The sequence below is a fragment of the Pectinatus cerevisiiphilus genome (assembly GCF_004341685.1).
In the GTDB taxonomy this organism is placed as follows: Bacteria; Bacillota; Negativicutes; order Selenomonadales; family Selenomonadaceae; genus Pectinatus; species Pectinatus cerevisiiphilus.
Map to the genome: position 1 here is coordinate 49308 of NZ_SMAA01000002.1, position 26688 is coordinate 75995.

Here is a 26688-nt window from a genome sequence, read left to right on the forward strand (position 1 = left end):
TCATTGAAAGGAACAAGTTATGTTACAAACTTTTTTGCAACAATTCATTCCGGCTATGGAGCAAGGTGTTACATTGGCTGTTCCCTTGGGAATTTTGCTAGCAATTCTCGTAAATATGGACACGAAAGAATATAAGAAGACTTTTTTTCGCGCTTTAGCATGGGGCTTTTGGGGTTCCATATTTATTGTGGTTGTCAAAGTTGGTACACGAAATGCGGTCAGCCGTGAAGTTTTTGAGAGTTTGGCAATAGTCGTTGCTGTTTGTGCTGAAATCGCTATATTGCTGTTTTTCTTTAGGAAAGATATGCGAAAAAGAAAAATAAAAGATAAAAAGGTTTCCGGTGCAGTGGCAGCTATGGTTGTGGCACTATGCCTATATCATGGCATGGAAATTTGGCTTATTCCTGTAACAACGCTTGTTACAGCAGCTGGCAATTATTTTACGGTTATGGTTTTGATCAGACTATTGGGTTTTGCGTTTGGTTTTGGTTTTTCTGTCCTTGGTGGATATCTTGTACATAAGGCTGCGGCCGCTCTTTATTATGGAAGGCTGCTGTTTGTTTTTACTGTACAGTTAGCTGCAATTTTTTTACAGCAAATTATATTTTTAATACAGATAATGATGGCGAGACAGTTCTTGCCCGGTGGACCTTTAATGAAGGTTATGGCACCGTTAATAGATCATCAGTCATGGTTCATTTTTATTGTGTTTTTTATTACGGTATTGGTTCCTGTTACGCTCTTTTTGCAGAAAAAACCACAGCGTCCACAGGGAACGAATCCTGCCCAGTATAGAAAAATTCTTATGTATGCCAAGCATAAATTGCGCTGGGGAACAGCAGTGATAATAAGCTTGTGCATAATGGTAGCAATATCGAGTTATGGCAGCGTTTATGCCAATAAAAAAGAAATATTAGTGCCGGCAGTGCCTGTAAATGCGGTTGACGGTAATGTTAGTGTTTCTCTTGATAAAGTTAATGACGGACATTTGCATAGATTTGTGTATAAAGCATCCGGTGGAGAAATGGTTCGCTTTATTGTTATACAAAAAGGCGGGTCTTCTTATGGAGTCGGACTTGACGCTTGTGAAATCTGTGGGGCCACAGGTTATTATGAAAAAGATGGTCAGGTTATCTGCAGATTGTGTGATGTCAGAATGAATAAGGCAACTATCGGTATGAAAGGTGGCTGCAACCCGATTCCCGTTGAGTATAAAGTGGCAAACGGCAGTATAAATGTCACTCAGGCCAGTCTAGAAAAAGACCGGGACAAATTTAAATGATGCAGCGAGAGGAGTGACCGGTTTTGTTTTGGCAGATGGTAAAAGGAGCTATAATGCGGCAGAGCCGCCGACTTTTGTTAGTGGCATTGACTGTAGCTTTAGGCGTATCTTTGGCAACGGCCATGCTCAACGTAATGTTTGATGTCGGGGATAAAGTTAATCAGGAATTAAAGGCCTATGGTGCAAATATCGTAGTTACACCAAAAAATGCGTCCGTATTGAAAGACGTTTATGGTTTGGATGATACGAGTGCGCGTATGGAATACTTGAATGAATCAGACTTGGGCAAAATTAAAACAATATTTTGGACAAATAATATTGTTGCATTTGCTCCGCAGCTTAATGCGTCTATAAGCTTGCAGGATGGGCAGACAGTTAATATAGAAGGCACCTGGTTTGACCACCAAATGCTCCTGCCGACAGGAGAATATTTCTCTACAGGTGATAAATATTTGAAATCATGGTGGCAGGTTGACGGTGCATGGGCTAACGATGACGGCAGTAATGGTGTTATGGTTGGTAAAAAGCTGGCAAAAGATCTCAATGTAAATCCAGGTGATACGATAACCTACAAAAAACCGGATGGACAGACTGACGTGCTGACGGTAAGTGGAATTGTAAGTGGCGGAGGCAATGAAGAAAACGCTATATTGGCACCATTGGCTTTTGTGCAGAATTTGACGGGATTGCAAAATAAAATTGATCAGGTCGAAGTCAGTGCTGTAACGACACCAGAAAATGAACTTGCCCGTAAAGCAGCAGCCAATCCGAAGAGCCTGACGATGAAGGAATATGAAATATGGTATTGTACCTCATACGTAAGTTCAATAGCATTTCAGATAGAAGAAGTAATTCCGGATTCCGTGGCACATCCAGTACGGCAAATAGCTGAATCGGAAGGAAAAATCTTAGATAAGACACAAATGCTGATGCTGCTCATAACAGGGCTTAGCTTGTTGAGTTCTATCCTTGGCGTATCCAACCTTGTGAGTGCTAATATTATGGAAAGAAGCCGTGAACTGGGATTGTTAAAAGCGCTGGGGGCTACTAATTTGGCGATCGTGCTGCTGATTTTGACAGAGATATTCTTGGCAGGATTGGCTGGCGGAATTTGCGGCTACTTTATCGGTCTGGGCTTTGCGCAAATCATAGGGAATACAGTGTTTAATTCAAGCATTGCGATTAATATAGTAGTCGTACCTATAGTAGCAGGGCTCATGTCATTGGTTATATTACTGGGCAGCCTGCCGGCTATCCGAATGATCTTGTCCCTGCGGCCGGCGATTGTTCTTCATGGCAGGTGAGAAAACTTAATGAAAAAATATAGAATGTACTTTATTATGGTCATAAATGCGTTGCTGCGGCGGCGTACAAGAATGGCTATCGCCCTGCTGGCAGTTGCGGTCGGGGCAACTATCATCTCTGGAATGATAACTGTTTATCGAGAAATTCCGCAGCAGATGGGACGTGAATTTAGAGCGTATGGTGCCAATCTGCTTATTTTACCGGGAAAAGACCGCAGCACGTTATCAGGCGATGAAGTAAAGAAAATAAGTGACAGTTTAAGTGATTATGAAATAGTAGGGGTTGCCCCATTTCTGTACGAAAGATTGAAGATAAATGAACAACCAATACTGACTGGCGGTGCTGATTTCGCTATGCTGCAAAAGGTAACTCCTTATTGGCAGATAACAGGTAATTGGCCGCAAGAAGGAAAACAAGAAATTCTGCTTGGTGATGAAGAAGCACAAAGAATGAGTATCAAACCAGGGCAGACCGTTCTTGTAAGCGCGGGCAATGATGCTGCTGAGCAGACTTTTGTAGTTTCCGGTATAGTCCATACAGGGGGTAAGGAAGAACAATTTGCCTTTATGGATTTGGCGCTGTTACAGAAAATGCTCCAAAAAGAAGACCAAGTCAGTTTAGCACAGATAAGTATTGTCGCTGATGGAACGGTACTGGAAAATGTCAGCAAAATGATAAGCGAAAAGTATCCAGATGTCCAACCGCAGTTAGTAAAGCAGATCGCCCATTCGGAAGAAACCGTTTTGAGTAAACTGCAAGCACTTGTCCTTTTGGTTACAATGGTCGTTTTATTACTGACATTAATCTGTGTAGCGACGACGATGATGGCAGTTGTTACTGAACGGCGTCGTGAAATAGGGTTGAAAAAAGCACTTGGCGCAGAAAACAAAAATATCATCTGTGAATTTTTGGGTGAAGGATGTATATTGGGATTTTTCGGCGGCGTGTTAGGAGCAGGGCTAGGCTATTTATTTGCCCAGCTTGTAAGTATGAACGTATTCGGCCGCACAATCGAATTTGCACCATCAATTGCAGTGTTTTCGATAGTTCTGTCAATTGTTATAACAGGCATAGCCAGCCTTATACCGGTGCGTATTGCTACAAATGTTGAACCGGCAATCGTATTGCGCGGTGAATGAGGAGGATGGTCATGAGTTTATTGGAATTAAAAGATGTATCTATGGCCTATGGCGGAAAAGTATTCGCTTTGCAGGACATCAATATGACTGTTGAAAAAGGTGAGTGGCTGGCGATAATGGGTCCGTCAGGTTCCGGCAAGACTACTCTTATGAACATAATTGGGTGTATGGATAAAGCTACATCGGGAACAGTAATTTTGGATGGAATAGACTTGACTGATGTTACCCATCAGCAATTGACAACCATGCGCCGTGATAAAATTGGCATGGTATTTCAGCAGTTTCATCTTATTCCGTATCTGACCGCAGTAGAAAATATAATGGTTGCCCAATATTACCATAGTTTACCTGATAAAAAGGAAGCCTTGGCGGCTTTGGACCGAGTGGGGTTGGAGGATCGTGCCAACCATCTGCCCAGCCAGTTATCAGGCGGTGAACAGCAGCGTGTGTGTATTGCCCGTGCACTTATTAATTATCCAGTTTTGATTTTAGCGGATGAACCGACAGGGAACCTTGATGAAGCAAATGAAAGACTGGTTATGAAGATATTCCATGAGCTTCACGACGAGGGACATACTATTTTGACTGTAACTCACGCACCGGAAGTTGGCAGGGAAGCGCAACGGGAAATCATTATAGAACATGGACGTATTGCGAACAGTGAGGTATGATCGGGATGAAGAAAAAATATGAAGCTTTGGTTTTTGCCGGTATTTTATCGACGCAGATTTTGGCAGGTTGTGCCAGTGATCAGCAGGAAAGCAGCAGTAGTGATGGTACAGTAGCTGTACCTGTGAGCTCAGGCGGTGATGGCAAAGCACCGTGCTGTGATTTGTCAGATACCAAAGATGGTGAGTTCACGGCTGAAAGTAAATCGGATAATTTTATGGGACATGGGCGGATTGCTGTTACGATTAAAGACCATAAAATTGTTGGCGTCAACTTTGTCGGGATAGATCCTGATGGTAATATTAAGGGTGCTGATTATGGAAAAACTAACGGACAAGTGGAAAATCCTGGTTTTTATCAAAAGGCACAGAGGGCTGTCAAGGCTAATTCTCAGTATGCAGACCAGTTATTGCAGGTGCAGGAATTAGAAAAAGTTGACGTTATTTCAGGGGCTACCGTATCATATGACCAATTCGTTGAAGCGGCCAAAACTGCTATAGAAAATGCTAAAAAATAGATATATCACACTGATATTGACAGGGATAGCAGCGGTAGATATAATATGTATTGCATAACAAAATAATTTTTACTGAAAAGAAAGTATACTCGGTATTAAAAAATGGGATTAAAACTATTTTTTAATACCGTTTTTATATATGTGAAAATATTTATGTATAGCAAGTGGAGGAACCTAATTGATGATAAAAAAGATTTTTTCTATCATTCCATCAGTACGTGATATAAAGGCTTTGAAAAAGGCATTGACTATTCCGGGAGATACTATTCTTTTGAGCACCATTACACATATTGGCAACCTGAAGGAACTTACCGCACTTTGCCATAGTGCAGGTAAAAAAGTGATCGTGAACCATGAATTGGTTGGTGGTTTGGGAAATGATAATACAGCATTTACTATGCTGAAAAATATGTATAAAGTGGATGCAGTCATAGAAAGCAACCAAATTTATGCTGGGCGTGCAAAAGCAGCTGGAATAGAAGTGATTTTAAAAATCCCGCTTATAGATTCCTTGGCGATGGAATCGGCACTTAAATTAATAAAAAATGTCAACCCTGGAACGCTTGAAGTCAAACCGGCAATATGCGCGCTTAATAATATTGGAAAAATAAAAAAGCAATATAGTGGAAAGATTTTTGCCAGTGGTTTTATAGATGATATAGAATTAGCTGATAAATTATATGACGGTGGCTTAGACGGAATTATGACCAGCAGGCAGAGCTTATGGAGTAAATATTATTAGTAGGTTGAGAGTAAAATGTAGTCAATTATGCTGATATAAATTTTCCAATAATATATTTATTCAGTATTTTCATATTTTATATTGACAATTTTAATAAAGAATTTTATACTAGAAAAAGTAAAAGGTCACCCGGGTGGCTGATTGCGGTTACAACAAAATATTTTTATATTGAACTGTGTATTGAATTCGGTATTAGAGTGCAGAAGTTATTTCTGTGCTTTGATACCGTTTTTTTGTTGTCAGGATATAATGGCAAAATTTTAGGGAGGTATGATTTATGTTGATAAACATGCAAGAGATGTTGGTAAAAGCAAGAAAGGGGAAATATGCTGTAGCTGCATTTGATTGTGTAGAAGATATTTTTGTCAGAACCATTTTGGATACGGCCGCGGATATGGATTCACCTGTAATATTGATGGCACTTGAATATGACCTCAATGGTCGGGGAATGGATTATATAGCAGGACTTATAAAGGCTGTTGCCCCAGTGTACAATATCCCCATTGCATTACATCTGGATCATGCATCCAATTTTGCGATAATTGAACGTGCGTTGAAAAACGGTTTTACTTCTGTCATGTATGACGGCTCAGCACTGCCTTTTGAAGAAAATATAGAAAATACCAGGCATGTGGTTCAGTTGGCGAAAGAATATAAAGCAACAGTAGAAGCTGAATTGGGACATGTTGCGGGGAAAGAATTGTCAGGCAGTGAGGATACCCATGAAATACAGTTGACCGAACCGAAAGAAGTAGAAACGTTTATTGCCAAAACAGGTGTAGATGCTCTAGCCGTTTCTATTGGTACGGCACATGGAATATATGTTTCAGAGCCAAAGCTCAATATTGAAAGATTGCAAGAAATAACCTCTGTAAGTAAAGTTCCTTTGGTTTTACATGGTGGGTCGGGAACACCAGAAAGAGAATTAAAAGCAGCCATTGATAACGGAATAACTAAGATAAACGTCTATTCTGATTTGCGGATTGCCTTGGGCGCAGGAATAAAAGAGGCGGTTTCTGTAAATGAAAGGATAGACCCTCTGCCGGATAAACTCTTTTTGCCTGTTAAACAGTCTATCAGTAAAGTTGTTAAAGACAGAATAACCTTATTCGGCTCGGCGGGAAAAGCGGATATCTGATACGAGTTGCAAATTGCAAATAAATTTTTATTTATGGAGAAGAAGAAAATGATTACAAAAGCAGTAAGAATGTATGGGAAAAATGATTTAAGATTGGAAGAATTTTCTTTACCGGAAATAAAAGATGATGAAATTCTTGTAAAAGTTATTTCTGATAGTATCTGTATGTCAACATATAAAGAGTCAAAGCAAGGTTCAGACCATAAGCGTGTACCACAAGGAATAGATGTGCATCCCGTTATAGTCGGCCATGAAACTGCGGGAGATATAGTCAAGGTTGGCAGTAAATGGCAGCATAAATATCATGTAGGGGATAAATTTTCCTTACAACCGGCACTGACATATAAAGGAAAAAATTACACTGTAGGATATAGCTATGAAAAATGCGGCGGCGCTTGTACCTATGCGATTGTTCCGGCTGAAGTTATGTATACGGATAGTCTGCTCCAATATAAAGGCAAGGCCTATTATGAAGCATCTTTGTCGGAACCAATGAGCTGTATAATTGGTGCGTTCCATGCATCCTATCACAATACTCCAGGTAAATATGAACATGTAATGGGAATCAAAAAAGATGGTTGCATGGCTATCCTCGCAGGTGCTGGCCCAATGGGAATGGGCACTATCGATTATGCATTGCATGGAGATAGGTACCCGCATGTACTCGTTGTTACAGATATTGATGAAAACAGATTAAAGCGGGCGGCTGCGATTTTTTCCGCTAAAGAGGCTGCCATGAGAGGTATAAAGTTGTATTTTGTGAATACGGCTGATTATGATGATCCAGTAAAATTCTTGCGTTCTCTGACAGATGGAAATGGTTTTGATGATGTATTTGTGCTTGCACCAGTAAGCGGAGTAATTGAGCAGGCCGATAAAATTTTAAATTATGACGGCTGCATTAACTTCTTTTCTGGACCAATTGATACAGGTTTAAGCGCAAAAGTAAATTTTTACGATATTCATTATAATAGTATCCATATGTTGGGAACATCCGGTGGTTATACGACTGATATGCTCGAATCCCTAAAATTGTCAGAAGAAAAACGAATTAATCCGGCCGTTATGATTACGCATATATGTGGCATAAACGGTATTATTGATACGACGTTAAATTTGCCCCATATACCAGGAGGCAAGAAATTAGCTTATCCGCAAATAGAAATGGAATTGACAGCGATTGATGATTTTGCTGAAAAAGGGAAAAATAATCCTTATTTTGCAAAACTTGCAGAAATTTGTAAGAAGAATAACAACCTTTGGTGCGCAGAAGCAGAAGAATATTTATTAAATAATTGGCCGGTAAAAACTGTAAAATAAAAAAACTGTATTTCGATTGAGAGTTCTGCTCCGGCCATAGCAAATTATTTAGGTCGGGGCAATAACTGTTAATACGGCACATATAAATAGCAGCCTAAAAAATTGCATAAAAAAAGCTCTGGATGTTAAAACTCCAGAGCAAAAAATATGAAAAGAGTGTAATTATGATCACCGTTGCCAACGGTTATATGCTTATTATAATAGTTTATAATAAGGATTGTGTGACAATAATGTGACATTCATCTGAATTTTAATAGAAATTTAGCTGAATGAGGAAATTGTAATATAAAAGTGTTTTATAGATAACAGCAATGGTTCTGTATATCATTTTACCGGATATCATAAAACGGGACTTTTTTGGGAGAGGTGTAGGAAAATGAGTGAAATTTTAATCTATTTATGATATAATTGAAAATAATTATATAAAAGTGGAGTTGTAAAATGGGTTATGAAGTGAACGTAAAAAAAATTACTAGAAGTAAGAATTATCTTGTTTCTGGTTCCCGATGGTTGGGAAAGGACTATTGTTTTGACATCCCCGAAATAGGAAGCTACTGTCAGCTATCCCAAGGTGTTTTTGCAGGGAATGTAGCAGATATTATGGAAATCCGAGAAGAAGAACGTCAACCTTCATATAAGGGCGGAATTGCGTATTGTCTAGCTGTACGGCGGGGAGCAGTATTCAGAAAATTCAATAATATGAAGGTACCGCTTTACGTGTTAGTGTGGTATATCTCTATGGTAGATATAGCAAATATCGTAAAAGGGCTAGACCCCAAACGTATGCCAAATGATCTGGCAGCATTTGATGAAGTATATAATTCAACTGGTTTTTATTCTATGGAAACTGGCATCATTGGTATATAAAAATCCCCGAGACAATAATATCTCAGGGATTTTTTTATTTTAACTTTACTTAAAATTAAAAATCAACTTTGCTGCCATAATATATAGCTTTTAGTAATTTTGCCATTTGTTCTTTATCAATTTGGCGTGGATTGCTGAGCGTGCAAGCGTCTTTAACTGCTGTTGAGGCTACATAATCAAGTTTTTGGAGAAATTCTTCTTCATTGATACCAAATTGTTTCAATGTATGTGGTATGTTTAGTTTTTCGTCATATTCAGCTAACTTGTCACAAAGGGCGGTGACACTGGCTTGTTCGGTGTTCTTGCCGATACCGAGCCGTTTGGCAATTTCAGCATACCGCACGAGGGCTTCTTTTTCTTTGGCATTATAGGCAATAACATAGGGCAGGTAGATCGCATTCGCGCAACCGTGCGGAATATGGCCAGTGCTGTAAGCTGGTCCTGTTTTATGTGCTAAGGAATGGGTGATGCCCAGCAGTGCATTACTAAAAGCCATGCCGGCCATACATTGGGCATAATGTATCTGTTCACGTGCTTGGTGGTCTCCCTTATAGGAGGCTTCAAGATATTTGTCTATAGTAACGATAGCCTGCATAGCAAGCGGATCGGTGAACGGCCCGTGCATTGATGATACATATGCTTCGATAGCATGGGTGAGCGCATCCATTCCCGTATAAGCAGTAAGCTTAGGCGGCATGGTTTGAGCTAGTGCTGGGTCGACAATGGCGATGTCAGGTGTGATATTGAAATCTGCCAACGGATATTTAATCCTTTTCTTATTATCGGTAATTACTGAAAACGCCGTAACCTCAGTAGCTGTTCCCGATGTAGAAGGAATGGCGAGAAATTTTGCTTTTTTGCGTAGTGTAGGAAAAGAGAAGGGTCGGATTATATCTTCAAATTTGACGTCGGGGTATTCATAAAATACCCACATCGCTTTAGCAGCATCAATCGGTGAACCGCCACCCATTGCGATAATCCAGTCTGGATTGAAACTGCGCATTTTTTGGGCACCCTGCATGACAGTTTCGACAGAAGGATCTGGCTCTACTTTTTCGATGAGTGCTGTTTCTATATTTGCTTCTTTCAAATAAGCCAGCACTTTGTCCACGAAACCGAAACGGCGCATTGAACCGCCGCCTAAAACTAGCATAGCTTTTTTCCCTTTGAGATTTTTTAATTCTGCTAGGGCATTTTCACCCCAGTAGATATCTCTAGGCAACGTAAATCTTTTCATAATCAACCTTCCTTTACGCAAAATGATTATATTGTGAAAAAATGCACATTTGCATTTACGAAAACTATTATACAATATTTATAATTTATAATCAAGAGGTTTCATCTTCCCGTTTTAATTGTCCCAAAGGTACTTGTTGCAAGGTTTGCCACATTAATTCAGCAAAGCTGTGTTCCGGTATGGGCTTCCATGCGGATTTCGTTGCTGTTTCTGCAAGTAGGCGGCCTTTATCTGTGTAAACGTCAGTTTTTAATTCACGGTACAGTTTACCATGCATGTTAAATAATAATGTTTGTACACAGTAGGCTGTTTTTTCGCCTTTTTCCAGTTGGTCTGCGTATAGTGTCGTATTAAAATAGTCAAGAAGTTTTTCATTGACAAAGAAAGTTTTTATATCTACCTGTAAAAAATTTTTATCTGTGTTACCGAAAGGATCTTTCGTCGCAAAGATTCTGTTTTTGTCAAAATAATAGATACCAATAGAATTGTCCATGAGTTGTGTCCAGCGTAATGCTTCTTTTTCCGCAGCTGTTTCGGCAGGAGGAAGAACACTTATCTGCCAGTTCAGGGCATCATTTTGGGTGCCTTCTGCATAGATAGAACCGGGATATAATAAAAAAGTAGCAAATAATATTACGAGATATTTATGTAGATAATATTTTTGGGAAAAAGATGTATTTTCGGTATTTTTTATAGGAGTTTTTTGCATGATGTTAGCCATTTTACCTTTATTAAAATTACCGCACTAATATAATCCATAGTGCGGTAAAGGATGATATATAGTTATTGGTTTGGAGTGGTTTGGAGTGGTTGTAAATTTTATCAGGCTCTGCCAAGCTTTTCCAGAACTTCACGCGGCAGCATAACCTTGGCGAACTTGGTATGCCCACCACTTACAGCGGAACGGGCAGCAGCGCGGGATACACCGGCGGTCGCTGAATAAGGGATGACAACGGAGGCTGTGTTGAGCTGACCATAGGCACCACTTATACCAAGTCCTTGAGAATCACTGCTGTGGTCATTGGCATTGGCTCTTAAGGTCAAGGCAGAAGAACTTATTGCAACCGAGGTATCAATGGTATAGACCTGCTTACCGGCGACAAACCAAAGTACCGTGCCGTCATAAGCAAGTAACCAGGTAGCACCAGAATCAACGGTTGCTGTGTAGCTGCTGTTGCCGTCGAAGGTACCGTTCAGAAGATTGGCTTGTGAAACTTTGACAAGCATATAGGTATATTGGGAAAAGTCATCGTTATAATTGGCTGTTAATACGTAAGCATAACTGCCGACTAAAGCAACATCAATATAATCACCAGCATCGACAGGTGTTGTTTTGGGACCGATAGTTTGTATAACAGTGCTGGGGGGAGTAAGATCAACAATCTGTAATTTTGAGGTATAGGGACTGCCGTTATTGCCACCGGCATTCTGTGGTCCACCATAGCTAGTTATATAAGCATGAGGAGTATTACCAGTAATATTAATATTTAATGAGTTGGCGTTGGCATTTAAATTACATGTGCTAATGGTTTTTCCAGAAAAATCGAGAATGACTAACTGCGAATCACCGTAATTACCATAACTACCATCATCATTAGAAAACAAGGCGACAATATAATCTGTATTGCCTATAGTTATTTTATCCATATCAACACCATGGCCTGTTTTCCCTGTGAGTGGTGTATAAGTGTAAAAGGTATTGGTGTAAGTATAATTAGTCGTGTTTATTTTGACAATGGTGTTTTGGTCATAACCCATAATATACATGTCATTGCCATTGGTGACGATGCTGTAGGGATTGTTCGTATGCCAATCTGTACTGGTTGAAATATTTTCAGGATTTCCCCAAGTACTAACGTTTCTGCGTGGAGTGAAAACTCCATATGTGGACGCAGCTTGATAATTATAATCCGCAACCAATGCTCTAGGTGGTTTTTGAGAGTCTGAAGTGTTAAAAAAGCCTAATATACGTGGATCATGTCCATTGAAAGTATTGCCACTGTTAATTTGTGTGACTACACCGGCATTTACTGTACCAGTGCTGTCAACTTGACTGATTGCACCACCGGCTGTGCCGGGATGCGTATAATCGTTAATAACGCCTACACCCAATAATGATGGTTCTGCCATAATAAAGACCTCCTAAAATTAATATTATCACTATTTGTCATATCCTTTAGTACGCAACATTACTGCAATGGACTCACCTCCTTCAAATTGTGGGAATATTAAAATTTATATTCTAGCGTCATGTAATACATACGGCCGGGAAGTGGATAATTAGGAGTATATGTCCTAGCTTCAGTAGGGGAATAATCAAATAATCTGTAATAAAAAGTATTAGTTACTGAAGGTCCCCTATTAAATAAGTCATTTACACCGGCGGATAGCGCCCAGTTATTGTTAAACTTATATTTAGCGCCTACATTTACAGTAGTCAAGCTGCTCATCCACCAATTTTGGTCTTTCATTGGAGTAGAACCGGTGGTCTGTCCTGTAAATTGTTTGTCCATATAATTCCATTCTATAAAAGTATTTAGTTTATTCTTAGGCCAGAGGTAATCAAGCCGGGCATTTATTACCCATTCCGGTGTATAGGAAATAGAAGTTTTATAGGATGCGCTGCTTCCTACACTACGCAGGGCATCAGCACCGGAGTATTCAGGTTTTTGCCAAGTGGCGGCAAGATTGAGCGTGGTGCGGTGCCATTTCATATTATGGGTGAGTTCGATGCCGTGGATTTTTGCTTCATCCATCGGGAAATAGGTACTATGGGAATTCGGAACCACCGGTGTCCAGAGAGCAAACTGATTTTTTGCCCGGCGTTGGAACCATGTTAATACGGTGTCGGTATCAGCACCGGCTAATTTACCCTGCCAATTTAGGCTGAAATCAAACTGGGTACCGTGTTCCCAGGTATTGCCGCCTCGTGTATCGAAAAATTCACCAGCACCAGCATTCGGTGCAATCGTTGCGCCATCACCAAATAATTCGTAGAAATTTGGGTGGCGGTTATAGGTTCCCCAGGTCGTTTTGAAGCTCCAATGGTCGTTGAGCTGCTTTTGCAGGGCGGCACCACCTGAATACTTCCAGGAACGGTCATTATTGCTCATTGTCTGCATATCGACTTTGTCCAGGCGTATGATAGGTGTGAACTTAAAATCACCGGCATCGTTGAGGGTAATGGTGTCCTGGATGTTGAAATGGTATTCATTTATTTTATACTGGTGTATGTATTGTAGACCGAGGTTTTCTAACATACTCCAATAGGTTTTTCTGCCGCTGACATCGGCATCCATCGTTTCACGGCTCATATCACCGTGTATTTCCAATAGATGGTTGGCACCCATTTTATAACTGCTGTCCATGGCCAGATTCCATTTTTTGGAGTGGTAATGAGCCCAGAGACCACCGGGAGAGGTAATATCCTGCATGCCACCGTTGGCTTCCGGATTTTTTATACCTGCATCCTGTAACGCCTGGTAACGTTTATAATAACCTGTATTGAGATAATCTTTTTTGTTATCGAGGTAGCTCAACTGCCAGCCAAAGTCAAGCTTGCCGAAAGTATCGCGTCGGCCAACGAGAAATTCTTTTTGGTGTGTATCTTGTGTGCTGTCCCAAAATCCTTTTTCATAATTTTCTGGCCGCCAGTAAAGTAATGTTGCAGGCAAAAGCGGATCAGGAGGAAGATTTTTGTCAAAGAGCTCACCAACATTGGCAGGAAGGTTTTCGTGTAAATCTTTCCAGGATATTTTTGCCATCCAGTGATCGTCCTGCCACTTGAGCATGCCGTTATTATTTTGGTAACCATTGCTTTGGCGTTTTATATTCTGTGGGTCACCGCCTGCCATATTTGGATACAAATAATGAGGTGTAAAATCGTAGTCACCCCGCCAAATATCACGCTGGTAGGTAGCCAGCAGGCTGCCATCGCCAAGTGGTGTCGTCAGTTGGTAGGTACCGTTATAGCCACCATAGGATTTAAAGCCCTGGGTTATGGAGCCGCCTAGTTTATTCGGTTTTTTGGTGACGATATTGATGACGCCGCCGATCGGTGCACCGGCAAAACGGGCTGGCACATAGCCGCGGTATACTTCGATACGTTCGACATTATCGACCGGCAATGCGGATAAATTGACGGCGCTTTCACCGTTGAGGTTCATCGGCACACCATCGACATAAACGTTGACTTGTGCACCGGTAGCACCACGCACGCGGGCTACCGTATAATGTCCTGTGCCGGATACTTTCTGGACATAAAGGCCGGGGACGCTCTGTAACATAGCCGGCAGATCTTTTTGTTCACCTTTGTATTGGTCTGTATAAACAACGGATACCTGTCCCGGACTTAGCTGGTTTTCCCATTCGGGGCGTTTGGCTTCTACTGTGACACTGCCAAGATCAAAGGAAGGCATTCCTGTAGTATTATTATCAGTAGAAGAAACAGCGGGTGCTGTTTGAACCTGTTGTGGTTCTGTATTGTCTGTTGTTGCTATGGCTGTTGAAGAAACTGTAGTCGGTGATGGAGCTATCGGCTGAGTCGGTTTGTTTTCGTTAACTACCGCGGTAGAGTTTACTTTAGCAGCGGGAACTGGCTGAGCAAGTTTTTCAGTGGAGATATTGTTCCCTGCGGGAGCACCGATGACCATAGTAGGTGTGTGGGCATTACTATAGTTTGATATATTTTCTGCCGGTTGGTTTTCTCCGTTTACGACGGCTGTTTTAGCAGCTGTTTTTTTCCGGCTGGGAGCGCCAAACCCGTCCCAGGTGAAATCAAGCCGTCCATTGATGCTCCAGTTGTTGCCCGTATTTTGTCCCGCTGTCCTAGCAAATTCCAGATTGAGTTTACCATTAGGGGAAATGCGGTAATCAGTGCCTAGTTTTAACTCCAGCCAAGTATCATTACCATTGTTTGTGGCAATAGGACGCTGCTGGTAACCGTAAAAGGCATTTATATCCTGGTCACCGGCAAACTCATGCATAAGACCGACGCTGCCATAGACATCACCCCTTGTGCCAATGTCACGACCCATGCGCAGGCGCAGCCGTCCGGTAGTATTATTGTAAGATTTCTGGTCGATGCCGAGATGGTTGCTGAGCTTATAATGGGTGGAGTCAACAGTACCGAAGAAGAGCGCAGCCGCCGGTTCATACCACCAACCACCGCTTAATTCATTGCGTTTGCCGTATTGGATGCCGGCATTATATCCCCAGGCACTGTAATCACCTGTTACCTTACCACTGGCACCGGTGCCATCACCAAGATTGGCATAGATATTGTAGTCATTGCTGAGGCGGTCGGCCGTGATGCCGGCATCAAGGAAATGCCCCTTATCACCTACCCAGCTGCCATATATACCTACAGCCATACTGTCCTGGTTGCCGCTGCCCGCGGAAGTGCCGGAGCTGCCCTTTACTTTGCTCAGGAAAAACCCCGTATAAACTTTGCCGTTATAAAACTTTTTGTTTAAAAGCTTATCGTAGCCACCCTGCCAGCCTGTGTAATTTTGGCTCAGGCTGTTACCATAAGCGCCACTGCCGTTTAGCTTGCCATGCCATACCTGTCCCCAGGTATTTTCGTGGCCGTCGGGGACATCCTTTTTATAGCGGGCGTGCAGGTCGTCAGTACGGCGGAACATATTGAGATAATTTTCCCGCCAGAGGTTATGTGTCAGCAGTGAATTGTCGCTGACTGCTTTACCGGTACTGGACATCTCTCCTGTGTCGGCAAAACTGTAACCGCTTAGGTACCAAGCTGTCCCTGTCTTATTGGCAGGATTATTGGGATCGGTAAAATAATTGTCTGCTTTGACTATGTATGGCGTTATCTCATAAGTGCTGAATACACCGTCAGCCAGTGATTTTCTGGCAAGTACATTGAAATATTGGTCACCGTGCAAAATACCTACTAATACCGGTACGTTGCCTTTTTCCACAGAATAATTGTCTTTGTTGAGGATTACATCACCGGCAGGCAGGATACCAATACCGGGCACCCAGCCCAGCTCGATGTACAGATCGGTCTTGCCGCCGCTGGCTGGGGCGGCATCGGTTATATAGACACTGTCTGTATGGCCGCTGCTGAACTTCATTGCTGAGTTGTAGTCGTTTGGAGTCACATAACCAAGGTCGTAGTTGTAATCAATGGAACCTGAACTGGGATTTCTTCCTTTATGCTGTAAGGAGGCATCCATGACATAGTTACCAAGACGGAAGGTGGTGCCTTCACCCAGGGAGGCATTGTCCACATACATGATACGGTTGGGATTAAGGGCATAGCCATGATATTTGTCTGTCGGGTTACCATTCTCATCGAGATAAAAACCATTGTCATAGGCTGAATAAACGAGTGAATTATAACCACCAACTGTATTGGCATAGGTCAGGTCAATGACGGAGTTTTTTCCTGTAGTTAAGTTACCCACAGTTATTGCAGTATATTGGTTGTCGGCAACTGGAGTTTTATGATCCGTTACGGCAGTGTTGTCCCAGCTAACATCACCTGTTTGACCTGTATCATCTACTACATTACCATTGGCATCTAGGTTCCAATATTGGGGAACTGTTACTTTATCATTAAAAAGGCCTGTCTGTGATTGTACATATATAACCCTGTCCATAGGCCGCCAACGGCTGCCGTTGCTAATATTCTTTGAATCATATGAGTGGGCAGGTGTTGATGTATTTGAATTAAATGATCGATTGTTTTTAAAGAGTTCCCAGTTTTGGGTGGGTAACGAGTCAGAGGATATGTTACTGATATTATCATCTGATACAGTAAGTGCATCTGAGTTCCAACCTGAGGTAGGGATATCCTTGATTTTTGATAGGTCATTGATTTTGGCAAGCTGGAAGTTAGGCAGGTATTTTTTTAGAAAATCTTTTAATTTGTCTTGGTCACCTGATTTTATAATATCGTATAATTCTTTTTGGCGGTTAGCGGTCAGTAAATCGCTGGTACCATTCCCAGTTTCATCATTAACAAAATTACGGAGAATCAGCTCAAGGTTAACCGCTGTTCCTAGTGTCGTCTTACCGTCTGTTGCATAAGCTACACGTTTGTTGCCATTGACATCAGTAAAGATAATAGCATTGTAATCACTACCGGTCTTACTATTTATAGCTTTTATTAAAGCAGGAAATCCTAAACCAAACCCATCTTTTCCTTGCAATTGATAATCATTGCCATCGTAATTTGTAATTGCATTACCAGCGATTTGTATAACATTGGCGGTACCATTTACATCATTGGCACTGGTTATGTTTCTATCACTAAAAGCATCTTCGGATCTACCTTGGTTATTATCTGTTAACTGACCATTTGTATCGCTGACATCTGTTACCTCGTCAGCTGCCCATGCTTTTGGCATGTAGATTGTTACCCCTAATGATAAGGCTATCAGTAGAGGCAGCAGATTCCTTTTATTATGGTATAAATGATTGTTCTTGGCAGTGTTTTTAATTCTGTTCATACGGGCATACCTACCCTGGCTGTTGGTTGATTGTGATTCGTCATATAAATAACCTCTTTTTATAAATTTGTGATAAGTATAAGTTCGTTTTCTAACTTGTTTGCATAGCTGGTGAAGTTATGTTTTGCAGGTTTTCATCAACAATCTCCTCCTAATTGCATTTATATAGAAAATAAAAAAACTGCCGTATGGTTTTGCCGATACAGCGGTTTTTCTGTTCGGCGGATAAATGCAGCCAGGTTTTTAATAAAAAGGGATAACCTTAATAGACCTCTTCATACACAGTTTTGTGATGGTTCGGTTTGGCTGTATTTATCCGCCCGTCTTTCGCAGGTTTATATGGATGCTGAAAACAGTTGGTGCTCCGACTCGGTATCAATATTTATCTGCCCCTTTGCAAGAGGTTCCTTTTAGGATTGGCAGATGAACTACTCCTTACGGTTGCGGGACAGCTCCGGTTTTGCACCGGATTCCCCATAAAAATTCTTTGTTAGAATTACCTGTTTTCCATTAATTCTGTTATTAAATTGGCGGTAATAAAAAAGCCCTCATCTACAATAGATGAAGGCTATAACGGCACATTTCGTTTACGACAGTAAAAGATAATACTGCCGGTACGAAATCCCCTCCCCATCGTTCGTAGGTATAAGCATCAATGATGCTAACGGTGATTGTCAAACAGGCAGTTCTTCTGGCTCGGATTCATTGCTCATCACACCTTCTCGGGAAAACTCCCAATGGTATCTTGTGATTTGCTCGTCCTTACAGCGGCGGGACCGCTCCGGCTTTGTACCGGATTCCCTATTAAGCCCTTACGGGCACCTGTTCCCAATTTACTAAATATCATTAATAGTTATATAAACAATAACTATCGACTAACTAATGGTAACATAAAATATTATTGTTGTCAACATGAGCAATTTAATCTCTTACGGCAAACATATATATGTTAAATTCACTTTTTAATAAAAACTAGCAAAATATTTCTAGATAAAGCAGGCGCCTATTTACATAAAAGACTTAATCATTCATTTAAAGTGTATACCTGAAATTATTTTTTACAAAAAAAGAGCATAAAACGAAATCCATTACAATTAAAGTTTTTACAACTCAAAAGAAAGGATAGATATTTTATGCTCAATAAGAACTGAACTATAAAATTATTAGATTTAAAAGGAGGCAACGCAATAAGGAAAGTGGTAATACATTTATTATCTGTTTACAGGTGAAATCGTATATACGCCCATAGTGTAAGAGGAAAATAAAGAAGATAGATGATTTAGATTAGAAAAAGTAAAAAATTTATATAATACAATTTATAATCAGGAGTTTTCATCTTCCCGTTTTAATTGTCCCAAGGGTACTTGTTGCAAGGTCTGCCACATTAATTCAGCAAAGCTGTGTTCGGGTATAGGTTTCCATGCAGATTTCGTTGCCGTTTCTGCAAGTAGGCGGCCTTTATCTGTGTAAACGTCAGTTTTTAATTCACGGTACAGTTTACCATGCATGTTAAATAATAATGTTTGTACACAATAGGCTGTCTTTTCGTCTTTTCCCAGTTGGGCTGCATACAGTGTCATATTAAAATAGTCAAGAAGTTTTTCATTGACAAAGAAAGTCTTTATATCTACCTGTAAAATGTTTTTATCTGTATTACCGAAAGGATCTTTCGTCGCAAAGATTCTGTTTTTGTCAAAATAATAGATACCAATAGAATTGTCCATGAGTTGTGTCCAACGTAATGCTTCTTTTTCCGCAGCCGTTTCGGCAGGAGGAAGAACACTTATCTGCCAGTTCAGGGCATCATTTTGGGCGTCTTCTGCATAGACAGAACCGGGATATAATAAAAAAATAGCAAATAATATTACGAAATATTTATGTAGATAATATTTTTGGGAAAAAGATGTGTTTTCAGTGTTTTTTATAGAAGTTTTTTGCATGATGTTAGCCACTTCACCTTTATTAAAATTTGCCGCACTAGTATAGGTATAGTGCGGCAAAGTATGGTAGTGTAGGGTAGTACTTATAAATATAGTTATTGATTTGGAACGTTTGTAAACGTTATCAAGTTTTGCCGAACTTTTTCAGAAGTTCTTTGCATGATGTTGACCATTTTACCTTTATTAAAATTTGCCGCACTAATACAGTGCATAGTGCGGCAAAGTATGGTAGTGTATGGTAATATTTATAAATATGGTTACTGGCTTGAGGCGTTCGTAAACGTTATCAAGCTTTGCCGAACTTTTTGAGGATTTCGCGCGGCAACATGATTTTGGCAAACTTGGTATGTCCACCACTTACAGCAGAACGGGATACACCGGCGGCCGCTGAATAAGGGATGACAACGGAGGCTGTGTTGAGCTGACCATAGGCAGTGGAAATGCCTAATCCTTGGGAGTCACTGCTGTGGTCATTGGCATTGGCTCTTAATGTCAATGCAGTAGAGCTCATGTCCACGGCAGTATCAATAGTATAGACTAGTTTACCGGCAACAAACCAGAGAACTGCACCGTCATAAGCAAGCAACCACGTAGCACCAGATTCAACGGTGGCTGTGTAGTCACTGCTTCCGTCGAAAGTACCGTTAGTATATAAGCTTGACTGCGGTGCTTTGACAAGTCTGTAGGTATACTGGGAAAAGTCATCGTTATAATTGGCTGTTAATACGTAAGCATCGCTGCCGACTAAAGCAACATCGATATAATCACCAGTTTTTACAGGTGCTTCTTTGGGACCGATAGTTTGGATGACACTATTTTTTCCAAAATCAACAATCTGCAATTCTGAGGTATAGGGGCTGCCATTATTACCACCAGCATTTTGGGGGCCACCATAACTGGTTATATAAGCATGGGTTCCAGCAGCGTCAATATTGAGCGAATTGGCATTGGTATTTAAGTTGTAAGTATTAATGGTTTTTCCGGAAAAATCAAGAATGACTAACTGTGAATCACCGTAATTAGCATAACTGCCGTCATCATTGATAAATAAGGCAGCGATATAATCAGTGCCATCTATCGTTACTTTATCCATATCGACACCATGACCTTTTTTCCCTGCAAGCGGTGTATAAGTGTAAAAGGTGCTGGTGTAGGTGTAATCAGTCATATCTATTTTGACAATGGTATTTTGGTCGTAACCCATAATATACATGTCATTGCCATTGGTGACGATGCTGTAGGGGTTAGATGTTTGCCAGTTATTACTGGTGGTGTCATCATTCGAAAAATATTTGTTAGGATCGAGTGTCCAGGTGCCCGCTACAGTTGGGTCAAAGACACCGTACTTTGTAAGACTATTACTGAGATCATAATCGGCAACTAATGCTTTATTTGTGCTGCTTTGTTTAAAACTGAGTACACGCGGGTCATGGGTTTTAAACGGATCCTTGTCGATTTCGGTAACGACACCGGCATGCACTGCGCCGGTGCTGTCTACCTGGCTGATTGCCCCGTTTTGATTGGACGAAACATTGTAATCATTCATTACACCTGTTGCTAATACTGATGGATTGGCCATTTTATATTCCTCCTTTAGAATATACCATAAATTAATAGATGAAAGTATTAGTTTGAATCTTTATGTTCCCAATGGAACCACCCCCTTAAATTTGTACTATTAAAATTTGTATTCAAGCGTCATATAATATGAACGACCGGACAGTGGGTAAGCCGGTGTATTTGTCTCGATACTACCGTCGGCCATATAGTGTATATCAAAAACATCTTTTCCCCTGTTGAACAGATCATTTACACCGGCAGACAATGTCCAGTCTTTATTGAATTTATACTTGGCACCCAGGTCAAAAGTAGAAAGGCTGCTCATCCAGTATCGTTCTCTGGCATCAGAAGTACTGCTGCCTATGAATTGACGGTCAAGGTAGTTATATTCAATAAAGGTGTTGAGTTTATCACCAGGCCAGAGGTAATCAAGTCGGGCATTTATTACCCATTCTGGTGTATAGGAAATAGTCGATTTCATTGACATACCGGCGTCCGCTATAGAAGATTCATCTGAGTACTCAGGTTTTTGCCAAGTCGCGGCAAGATTAAGGGTAGTGCGTTTCCATTTCATATTATGGGTGAGTTCAATGCCGTGGATTTTTGCTTCATCCATTGGGAAATAGGTACTATATGAATTTGGTAGCATTGGCGTCCAGAGGGCAAACTGATTTTTTGCCCGGCGTTGGAACCATGTTAATACGGTGTCGGTATCGGCACCGGCTAATTTACCCTGCCAGTTCAGGCTGAAATCAAACTGGGTACCGTGTTCCCAAGTACTACCGCCTCGTGTACCGAAAAATTCACCGGCACCGGCATTCGGTGCGATCGTTGCGCCATCACCAAATAATTCGTAGAAGTTCGGGTGGCGGTTATAAGTGCCCCAGGTTGTCTTAAAGCTCCAATGGTCGTTGAGCTGCTTTTGCAGGGCGGCACCGCCTGAGTATTTCCAGGAACGGTCATTATCGCTCATTGTCTGCATATCGACTTTGTCCAGGCGTATGATAGGGGTGAACTTAAAATCACCGGCATCGTTGAGGGTGATCGTGTCCTGGATGTTGAAATGGTATTCATTGATCTTATACTGGTGTATATATTGCCGGCCTAGGTCTTGCAACATTTCCCAATAGGTTTTTCTGCCGCTGACATCGGCATCCATCGTTTCCCGGCTCATATCCCCGTGTATTTCCAATAGATGGTTGGCACCCATTTTATAACTGCTGTCCATGGACAGATTCCATTTTTTGGAGTGGTAATGTGCCCAGAGACCACCGGGAGAGATAATATCCTGCATGCCAAGGACGGATTCCGGATTTTTTATACCTGCATCCTGTAACGCCTGGTAACGTTTATAATAACCTGTATTGAGATAATCTTTTTTGTTGTCGATGTAACTCAACTGCCAGCCAAAGTCAAGCTTGTCGAAAGTATCACGCCGACCAACGAGAAATTCTTTTTGGTGTGTATCTTGTGTCTTGTCCCAAAAACCTTTTTCATAATTTTCTGCATCAAAGGCGAGTAATGTTTGAGGCAAATAGGGTTCAAAAGGAAGGTTTGGGCCAAAATTCTTACTAACATTGGCAGGAAGCTCTTCATGTAAGTCTTTCCAGGATATTTTTGCCATCCAGTGATCGTCCTGCCACTTGAGCATGCCGTTATTATTTTGGTAACCATTGCTGGTACGTTTTATGTTATCAGGGGCACTCTTTCCATCGAGAAAGATATACTGTGGTTTGAAATTATAATCGCCCTTCCAGATATCACGCTGGTAGGTAGCCAGCAGACTGCCGTCACCGAGCGGTGTCGTCAGTTGGTAGGTACCGTTATAACCACCATAGGATTTAAAGCCCTGTGTTATGGAGCCGCCTAGCTTATCCGGTTTTTTGGTGACGATATTGATGACGCCGCCGATCGGTGCACCGGCAAAACGGGCTGGCACATAGCCGCGGTATACTTCGATACGTTCGACGTTATCGACCGGCAGTGCAGATAAATTGACGGCACTTTCACCGTTGAGGTTCATTGGTACACCATCGACGTAAACATTGACCTGTGCACCGGTAGCACCACGCACACGGGCTACCGTATAGTGCCCTGTGCCGGATACTTTCTGGACATAAAGTCCAGGAACACTTCGTAACATGGCAGGCAGATCTTTTTGTTCACCTTTGTACTGGTCTGTATAAACAACGGATACCTGTCCCGGGCTTAGCTGGTTTTCCCATTCGGGGCGTTTGGCTTCTACTGTGACACTGCCAAGATCAAAGGAAGGCATTCCTGTTGTAGTATTATCGGTAGATGTATTATTAGTAGAAGAAACAGCGGGTGCTGTTTGAACCTGCTGTGGTTCTGTATTGTCTATTGTTGCTGCAGCCGTTGAAGAAGCTATCGGTTGGGCTGGTTTATTTTCATTAACTACTGCGGCAGAATTTACTTTAGCGGTAGAGCTTATTTTAGTAGTAGGAACTGTTTGGGCAGGTTTTTCAGTGGAAATCTTGTTTTCTGCGGGAGCACCGATGACCATAGTAGGTGCGTGGGCATTACTATAGCTTGGTGCATTTTCTGTCGGTTGGTCTTTTCCATTTACGACGGCTGTTTCAGGAGTTGTTTTAGCAGCCGTTTTTTTCCGGCTGGGAGCGCCAAACCCGTCCCAGGTGAAATCAAGCCGTCCATTGATGCTCCAGTTATTACCTGTATTTTGTCCCGCTGTCCTAGCAAATTCTAGATTGAGTTTACCATTAGGGGAAATGCGGTAATCAGTGCCGAGTTTTAATTCCAGCCAAGTATCGTTGCCATTGTTCGTGGCAATAGGACGCTGCTGGTAACCGTAAAAGGCATTTATATCCTGGTCACCGGCAAACTCATGCATAAGACCGACACTGCCATAGACATCACCCCTTGTGCCGATGTCACGACCCATGCGCAGGCGCAATCGTCCAGTAGTATTATTGTAAGATCTCTGGTCAATGCCGAGATGGTTACTAAGCTTATAATGGGTGGAGTCAACGGTACCGAAGAAGAGCGCAGCCGCCGGTTCATACCACCAACCACCGCTTAATTCATTGCGTTTGCCGTATTGGATGCCGGCATTATACCCCCAGGCACTGTAATCACCGGTTACCTTACCACTGGCACCGGTGCCGTCACCAAGATTGGCATAGATATTGTAGTCATTGCTGAGGCGGTCGGCTGTGATGCCGGCATCAAGGAAATGCCCCTTATCGCCTACCCAGCTGCCATATATACCCACAGCCATACTGTCCTGGTTGCCGCTGCCTCCGGAAGTGCCGGAGCTGCCCTTTACTTTACTCAGGAAAAACCCCGTATAAACTTTGCCGTTATAAAACTTTTTGTTTAAAAGCTTATCGTAGCCACCCTGCCAGCCTGTGTAATTTTGGCTCAGGCTGTTACCATAAGCGCCACTGCCGTTTAGCTTGCCATGCCATACCTGTCCCCAGGTATTTTCGTGGCCGTCGGGGACATCCTTTTTATAGCGGGCGTGCAGGTCGTCAGTACGGCGGAACATATTGAGATAATTTTCCCGCCAGAGGTTATGTGTCAGCAGTGAGTTATCGCTGACTGCCTTACCAGTATTGGACATCTCTCCTGTGTCGGCAAAACTGTAACCGCTTAGGTACCAGGCTGTCCCTGTCTTATTGGCAGGATTATTGGGATCAGTAAAATAATTGTCTGCCTTGACTATGTATGGCGTTATCTCATAAGTGCTGAACACACCGTCAGCCAGTGATTTTCTGGCAAGTACATTGAAATACTGACCGCCGTGTAAAATACCTACTAATATCGGTACATTACCTTTTTCGACAGAAGCATCATCTTTGTCGAGGATTACATCACCGGCGGGCAGGATACCGACGCCGGGCACCCAGCCTAGTTCGACATAAAGATTGGTCTTGCCACCACCGCTGGCTGGGGCGGCATCAGTTATATAGACGCTGTCTGTATTGCCGCTTCTGAACTTCATTGCCGAGTTGTAGTCGTTTGGAGTCACATAGCCATAATCGTAGTTGTAATCATTGGAACCTGAACTGGGATTTCTTCCTTTATGCTGTAAGGAGGCCTCCATGACATAGTTACCAAGACGGAAGGTGGTACCTTCACCTAAAACGGCATTGTCCACATACATGATACGGTTGGGATTAAGGACATAGCCATGATATTTGTCTGTCGGGTTACCGTTCTCATCGAGATAAAAACCATTGTCATAGGCTGAATAAACGAGTGAATTATAACCGCCGACTGTGTTGGCATAGGTTAGGTCAATGACGGAGTTTTGTCCTGTAGTTAAGTTACCCACAGTTATTGCAGTATATTGGTTGCCGGCAACTGGAGTTTTATGGTCCGTTACGGCAGTGTTGCTCCAAGTAATATCACCTGTTTGATCTGGAGCTTCTACTACATTACCATTGGCATCTATGTTCCAAGATGGGTGGACTTTCACTGTATCATCAAAAAGGCCTGTCTGGGAGTTTACATATATAACCCTGTCCATAGGCCGCCAACGGCCGCCATTACTAATATTCTTTGAATCGTATGAGTGGGCAGGTGTTGATGTATTTGAATTAAATTTTTGGTTGGGGGAGACAGCGAGACCCCAGTTTTGGGTAGATAACGAGTCAGGTGCTATATCACTGATATTATCGTCTGATACAGCAAGTGCATCTGGGTCCCAACCTGAGGCAGGAAGGTCCTTGATTTTTGATAGGTCATTAATTTTGGCAAGCTGGAAGTTAGGAAGGTATTTTTTTAGGAATGCGGCTAAAGCATTAGAGTCTTTTGATTTAATAATATTGTATAATTCTTTCTGGCGGTCAGCGGTCAGTAAATCGCTGGTACCATTTCCAGTTGGATCGTCAAAATAAGCTGAGATAATCTGGTCGGCAGAATACCCCTCTATTGATATCTTACCGTCTGTTGCATAAGCTACACGTTTACGGCCATTGGCATCGGTAAAAATAATGGCATTGTAATCACTACCAGTCTTACTATTTACCTCTTTTAACAAATCTGGTAATGCAGGTTTGTTACTGAAAGGATTCTTACTTGCGGCAATCTCATAAGAGGTGCCTTCATATTTTATTGTTGTTTTAAATGCATCGCCAGTAACTTGTATGGCATTGGCGGTACCACTTACATCATCGGCACTGGTTATATTTTTAGCACTAAAAGCATCTTCGGAACTGCCACGGCTATTATCTGTTAATTGACCATTTGTATCGCTGGCATTTGTTATTTCATCATCTGCCCATGCCTTTGGCATGGAGATTGTTACTCCTAGGGATAAGGCTATCAGTAAAGGCAGCAGCTTTTGCTGATAATGGTATAAAGTATTATTTTTTACAGTATTTTTAATTCTGTTCATGCGGGTGTACCTACCCTGAACGTTGGCTGATTGTGATTCATTATATAAATAGCCTCTTTTTATAATTTATAATAAGTATAAGTTCATTTTTTAACTTGTTTGCATAGATGACGGCAA

The 26688-nt window shown here is 41.6% G+C and carries 16 protein-coding genes and 2 riboswitches; of the genes, 9 read left to right on the forward strand and 7 right to left on the reverse strand.

Annotated elements, in window-relative coordinates:
* Positions 1–19 precede the first annotated feature (19 nt).
* From EDC37_RS01390 to EDC37_RS01430, 9 genes are all read left to right on the forward strand, one after another.
* Positions 20–1282: a DUF2318 domain-containing protein gene (locus EDC37_RS01390; protein ID WP_132547168.1), complete on the forward strand. Its 1263-nt coding sequence runs from the start codon at positions 20–22 to the stop codon at positions 1280–1282.
* A 23-nt stretch (positions 1283–1305) separates the two neighbouring features.
* A complete protein-coding gene (locus tag EDC37_RS01395) occupies positions 1306–2586 on the forward strand; it encodes an ABC transporter permease (RefSeq protein WP_132547170.1) in 1281 nt (426 codons plus the stop codon).
* Positions 2587–2595: 9 nt separating this feature from the next.
* Positions 2596–3726: an ABC transporter permease gene (locus EDC37_RS01400; protein WP_132547172.1), complete on the forward strand. Its 1131-nt coding sequence runs from the start codon at positions 2596–2598 to the stop codon at positions 3724–3726.
* 11 nt (positions 3727–3737) lie between these two features.
* On the forward strand, positions 3738–4397 hold the full coding sequence (locus EDC37_RS01405) for an ABC transporter ATP-binding protein (protein ID WP_132547174.1): 660 nt from the start codon (positions 3738–3740) through the stop codon (positions 4395–4397).
* A 5-nt stretch (positions 4398–4402) separates the two neighbouring features.
* Positions 4403–4912 (forward strand): FMN-binding protein, encoded by a 510-nt coding sequence (locus EDC37_RS01410; protein WP_132547176.1) that lies wholly within the window; start codon positions 4403–4405, stop codon positions 4910–4912.
* Positions 4913–5093: 181 nt separating this feature from the next.
* A complete protein-coding gene (locus tag EDC37_RS01415; RefSeq protein WP_231040154.1) occupies positions 5094–5654 on the forward strand; it encodes a glycerol-3-phosphate responsive antiterminator in 561 nt (186 codons plus the stop codon).
* Positions 5655–5931: 277 nt separating this feature from the next.
* On the forward strand, positions 5932–6792 hold the full coding sequence (locus tag EDC37_RS01420) for a class II fructose-bisphosphate aldolase (RefSeq protein ID WP_132547178.1): 861 nt from the start codon (positions 5932–5934) through the stop codon (positions 6790–6792).
* 48 nt (positions 6793–6840) lie between these two features.
* On the forward strand, positions 6841–8112 hold the full coding sequence (locus EDC37_RS01425) for a zinc-binding dehydrogenase (protein WP_132547180.1): 1272 nt from the start codon (positions 6841–6843) through the stop codon (positions 8110–8112).
* A gap of 441 nt (positions 8113–8553) precedes the next feature.
* Positions 8554–8979, forward strand: coding sequence for a hypothetical protein (locus tag EDC37_RS01430; RefSeq protein WP_132547182.1), 426 nt, complete (start codon positions 8554–8556; stop codon positions 8977–8979).
* A gap of 55 nt (positions 8980–9034) precedes the next feature.
* On the opposite strand, the gene EDC37_RS01435 is transcribed toward EDC37_RS01430, so the two are convergent.
* The 7 genes from EDC37_RS01435 to EDC37_RS01465 all read right to left on the reverse strand — a co-directional run bounded on the left by EDC37_RS01435 (position 9035) and on the right by EDC37_RS01465 (position 26571).
* Positions 9035–10216: an iron-containing alcohol dehydrogenase gene (locus EDC37_RS01435; protein ID WP_132547184.1), complete on the reverse strand. Its 1182-nt coding sequence runs from the start codon at positions 10214–10216 to the stop codon at positions 9035–9037.
* 91 nt (positions 10217–10307) lie between these two features.
* Positions 10308–10937, reverse strand: a complete 630-nt coding sequence (locus EDC37_RS01440) for a hypothetical protein (protein ID WP_132547186.1) — start codon at positions 10935–10937, stop codon at positions 10308–10310.
* A gap of 101 nt (positions 10938–11038) precedes the next feature.
* Positions 11039–12346 carry a hypothetical protein gene (locus tag EDC37_RS01445; RefSeq protein WP_132547188.1) on the reverse strand — a complete coding sequence of 436 codons (1308 nt, stop codon included), beginning with the start codon at positions 12344–12346 and terminating at the stop codon, positions 11039–11041.
* A gap of 98 nt (positions 12347–12444) precedes the next feature.
* Positions 12445–17589 carry a TonB-dependent receptor domain-containing protein gene (locus tag EDC37_RS01450; RefSeq protein ID WP_165874434.1) on the reverse strand — a complete coding sequence of 1715 codons (5145 nt, stop codon included), beginning with the start codon at positions 17587–17589 and terminating at the stop codon, positions 12445–12447.
* 439 nt (positions 17590–18028) lie between these two features.
* Positions 18029–18211: riboswitch (cobalamin riboswitch) on the reverse strand.
* Positions 18212–18355: 144 nt separating this feature from the next.
* Positions 18356–18532: riboswitch (cobalamin riboswitch) on the reverse strand.
* A gap of 481 nt (positions 18533–19013) precedes the next feature.
* Positions 19014–19631 (reverse strand): hypothetical protein, encoded by a 618-nt coding sequence (locus EDC37_RS01455; RefSeq protein ID WP_132547192.1) that lies wholly within the window; start codon positions 19629–19631, stop codon positions 19014–19016.
* Between the two features lie 286 nt (positions 19632–19917).
* Positions 19918–21210, reverse strand: coding sequence for a hypothetical protein (locus EDC37_RS01460; RefSeq protein WP_132547194.1), 1293 nt, complete (start codon positions 21208–21210; stop codon positions 19918–19920).
* Between the two features lie 99 nt (positions 21211–21309).
* Positions 21310–26571 carry a TonB-dependent receptor domain-containing protein gene (locus tag EDC37_RS01465; RefSeq protein ID WP_132547196.1) on the reverse strand — a complete coding sequence of 1754 codons (5262 nt, stop codon included), beginning with the start codon at positions 26569–26571 and terminating at the stop codon, positions 21310–21312.
* Positions 26572–26688 lie beyond the last annotated feature (117 nt).

Excerpts from the sequence above, each read along its gene's own strand:
- EDC37_RS01390 (WP_132547168.1), top strand. The coding sequence starts at position 20 with ATGTTACAAACTTTTTTGCAACAATTCATTCCGGCTATGGAGCAAGGT.
- EDC37_RS01400 (WP_132547172.1), top strand. The coding sequence starts at position 2,596 with ATGAAAAAATATAGAATGTACTTTATTATGGTCATAAATGCGTTGCTG.
- EDC37_RS01405 (WP_132547174.1), top strand. The coding sequence starts at position 3,738 with ATGAGTTTATTGGAATTAAAAGATGTATCTATGGCCTATGGCGGAAAA.
- EDC37_RS01410 (WP_132547176.1), top strand. The coding sequence starts at position 4,403 with ATGAAGAAAAAATATGAAGCTTTGGTTTTTGCCGGTATTTTATCGACG.
- EDC37_RS01415 (WP_231040154.1), top strand. The coding sequence starts at position 5,094 with ATGATAAAAAAGATTTTTTCTATCATTCCATCAGTACGTGATATAAAG.
- EDC37_RS01420 (WP_132547178.1), top strand. The coding sequence starts at position 5,932 with ATGTTGATAAACATGCAAGAGATGTTGGTAAAAGCAAGAAAGGGGAAA.
- EDC37_RS01425 (WP_132547180.1), top strand. The coding sequence starts at position 6,841 with ATGATTACAAAAGCAGTAAGAATGTATGGGAAAAATGATTTAAGATTG.
- EDC37_RS01430 (WP_132547182.1), top strand. The coding sequence starts at position 8,554 with ATGGGTTATGAAGTGAACGTAAAAAAAATTACTAGAAGTAAGAATTAT.
- EDC37_RS01435 (WP_132547184.1), bottom strand. The coding sequence starts at position 10,216 with ATGAAAAGATTTACGTTGCCTAGAGATATCTACTGGGGTGAAAATGCC.
- EDC37_RS01440 (WP_132547186.1), bottom strand. The coding sequence starts at position 10,937 with ATGGCTAACATCATGCAAAAAACTCCTATAAAAAATACCGAAAATACA.
- EDC37_RS01445 (WP_132547188.1), bottom strand. The coding sequence starts at position 12,346 with ATGGCAGAACCATCATTATTGGGTGTAGGCGTTATTAACGATTATACG.
- EDC37_RS01450 (WP_165874434.1), bottom strand. The coding sequence starts at position 17,589 with ATGCCAAAAGCATGGGCAGCTGACGAGGTAACAGATGTCAGCGATACA.
- EDC37_RS01455 (WP_132547192.1), bottom strand. The coding sequence starts at position 19,631 with ATGCAAAAAACTTCTATAAAAAACACTGAAAACACATCTTTTTCCCAA.
- EDC37_RS01460 (WP_132547194.1), bottom strand. The coding sequence starts at position 21,210 with ATGGCCAATCCATCAGTATTAGCAACAGGTGTAATGAATGATTACAAT.
- EDC37_RS01465 (WP_132547196.1), bottom strand. The coding sequence starts at position 26,571 with ATGAACAGAATTAAAAATACTGTAAAAAATAATACTTTATACCATTAT.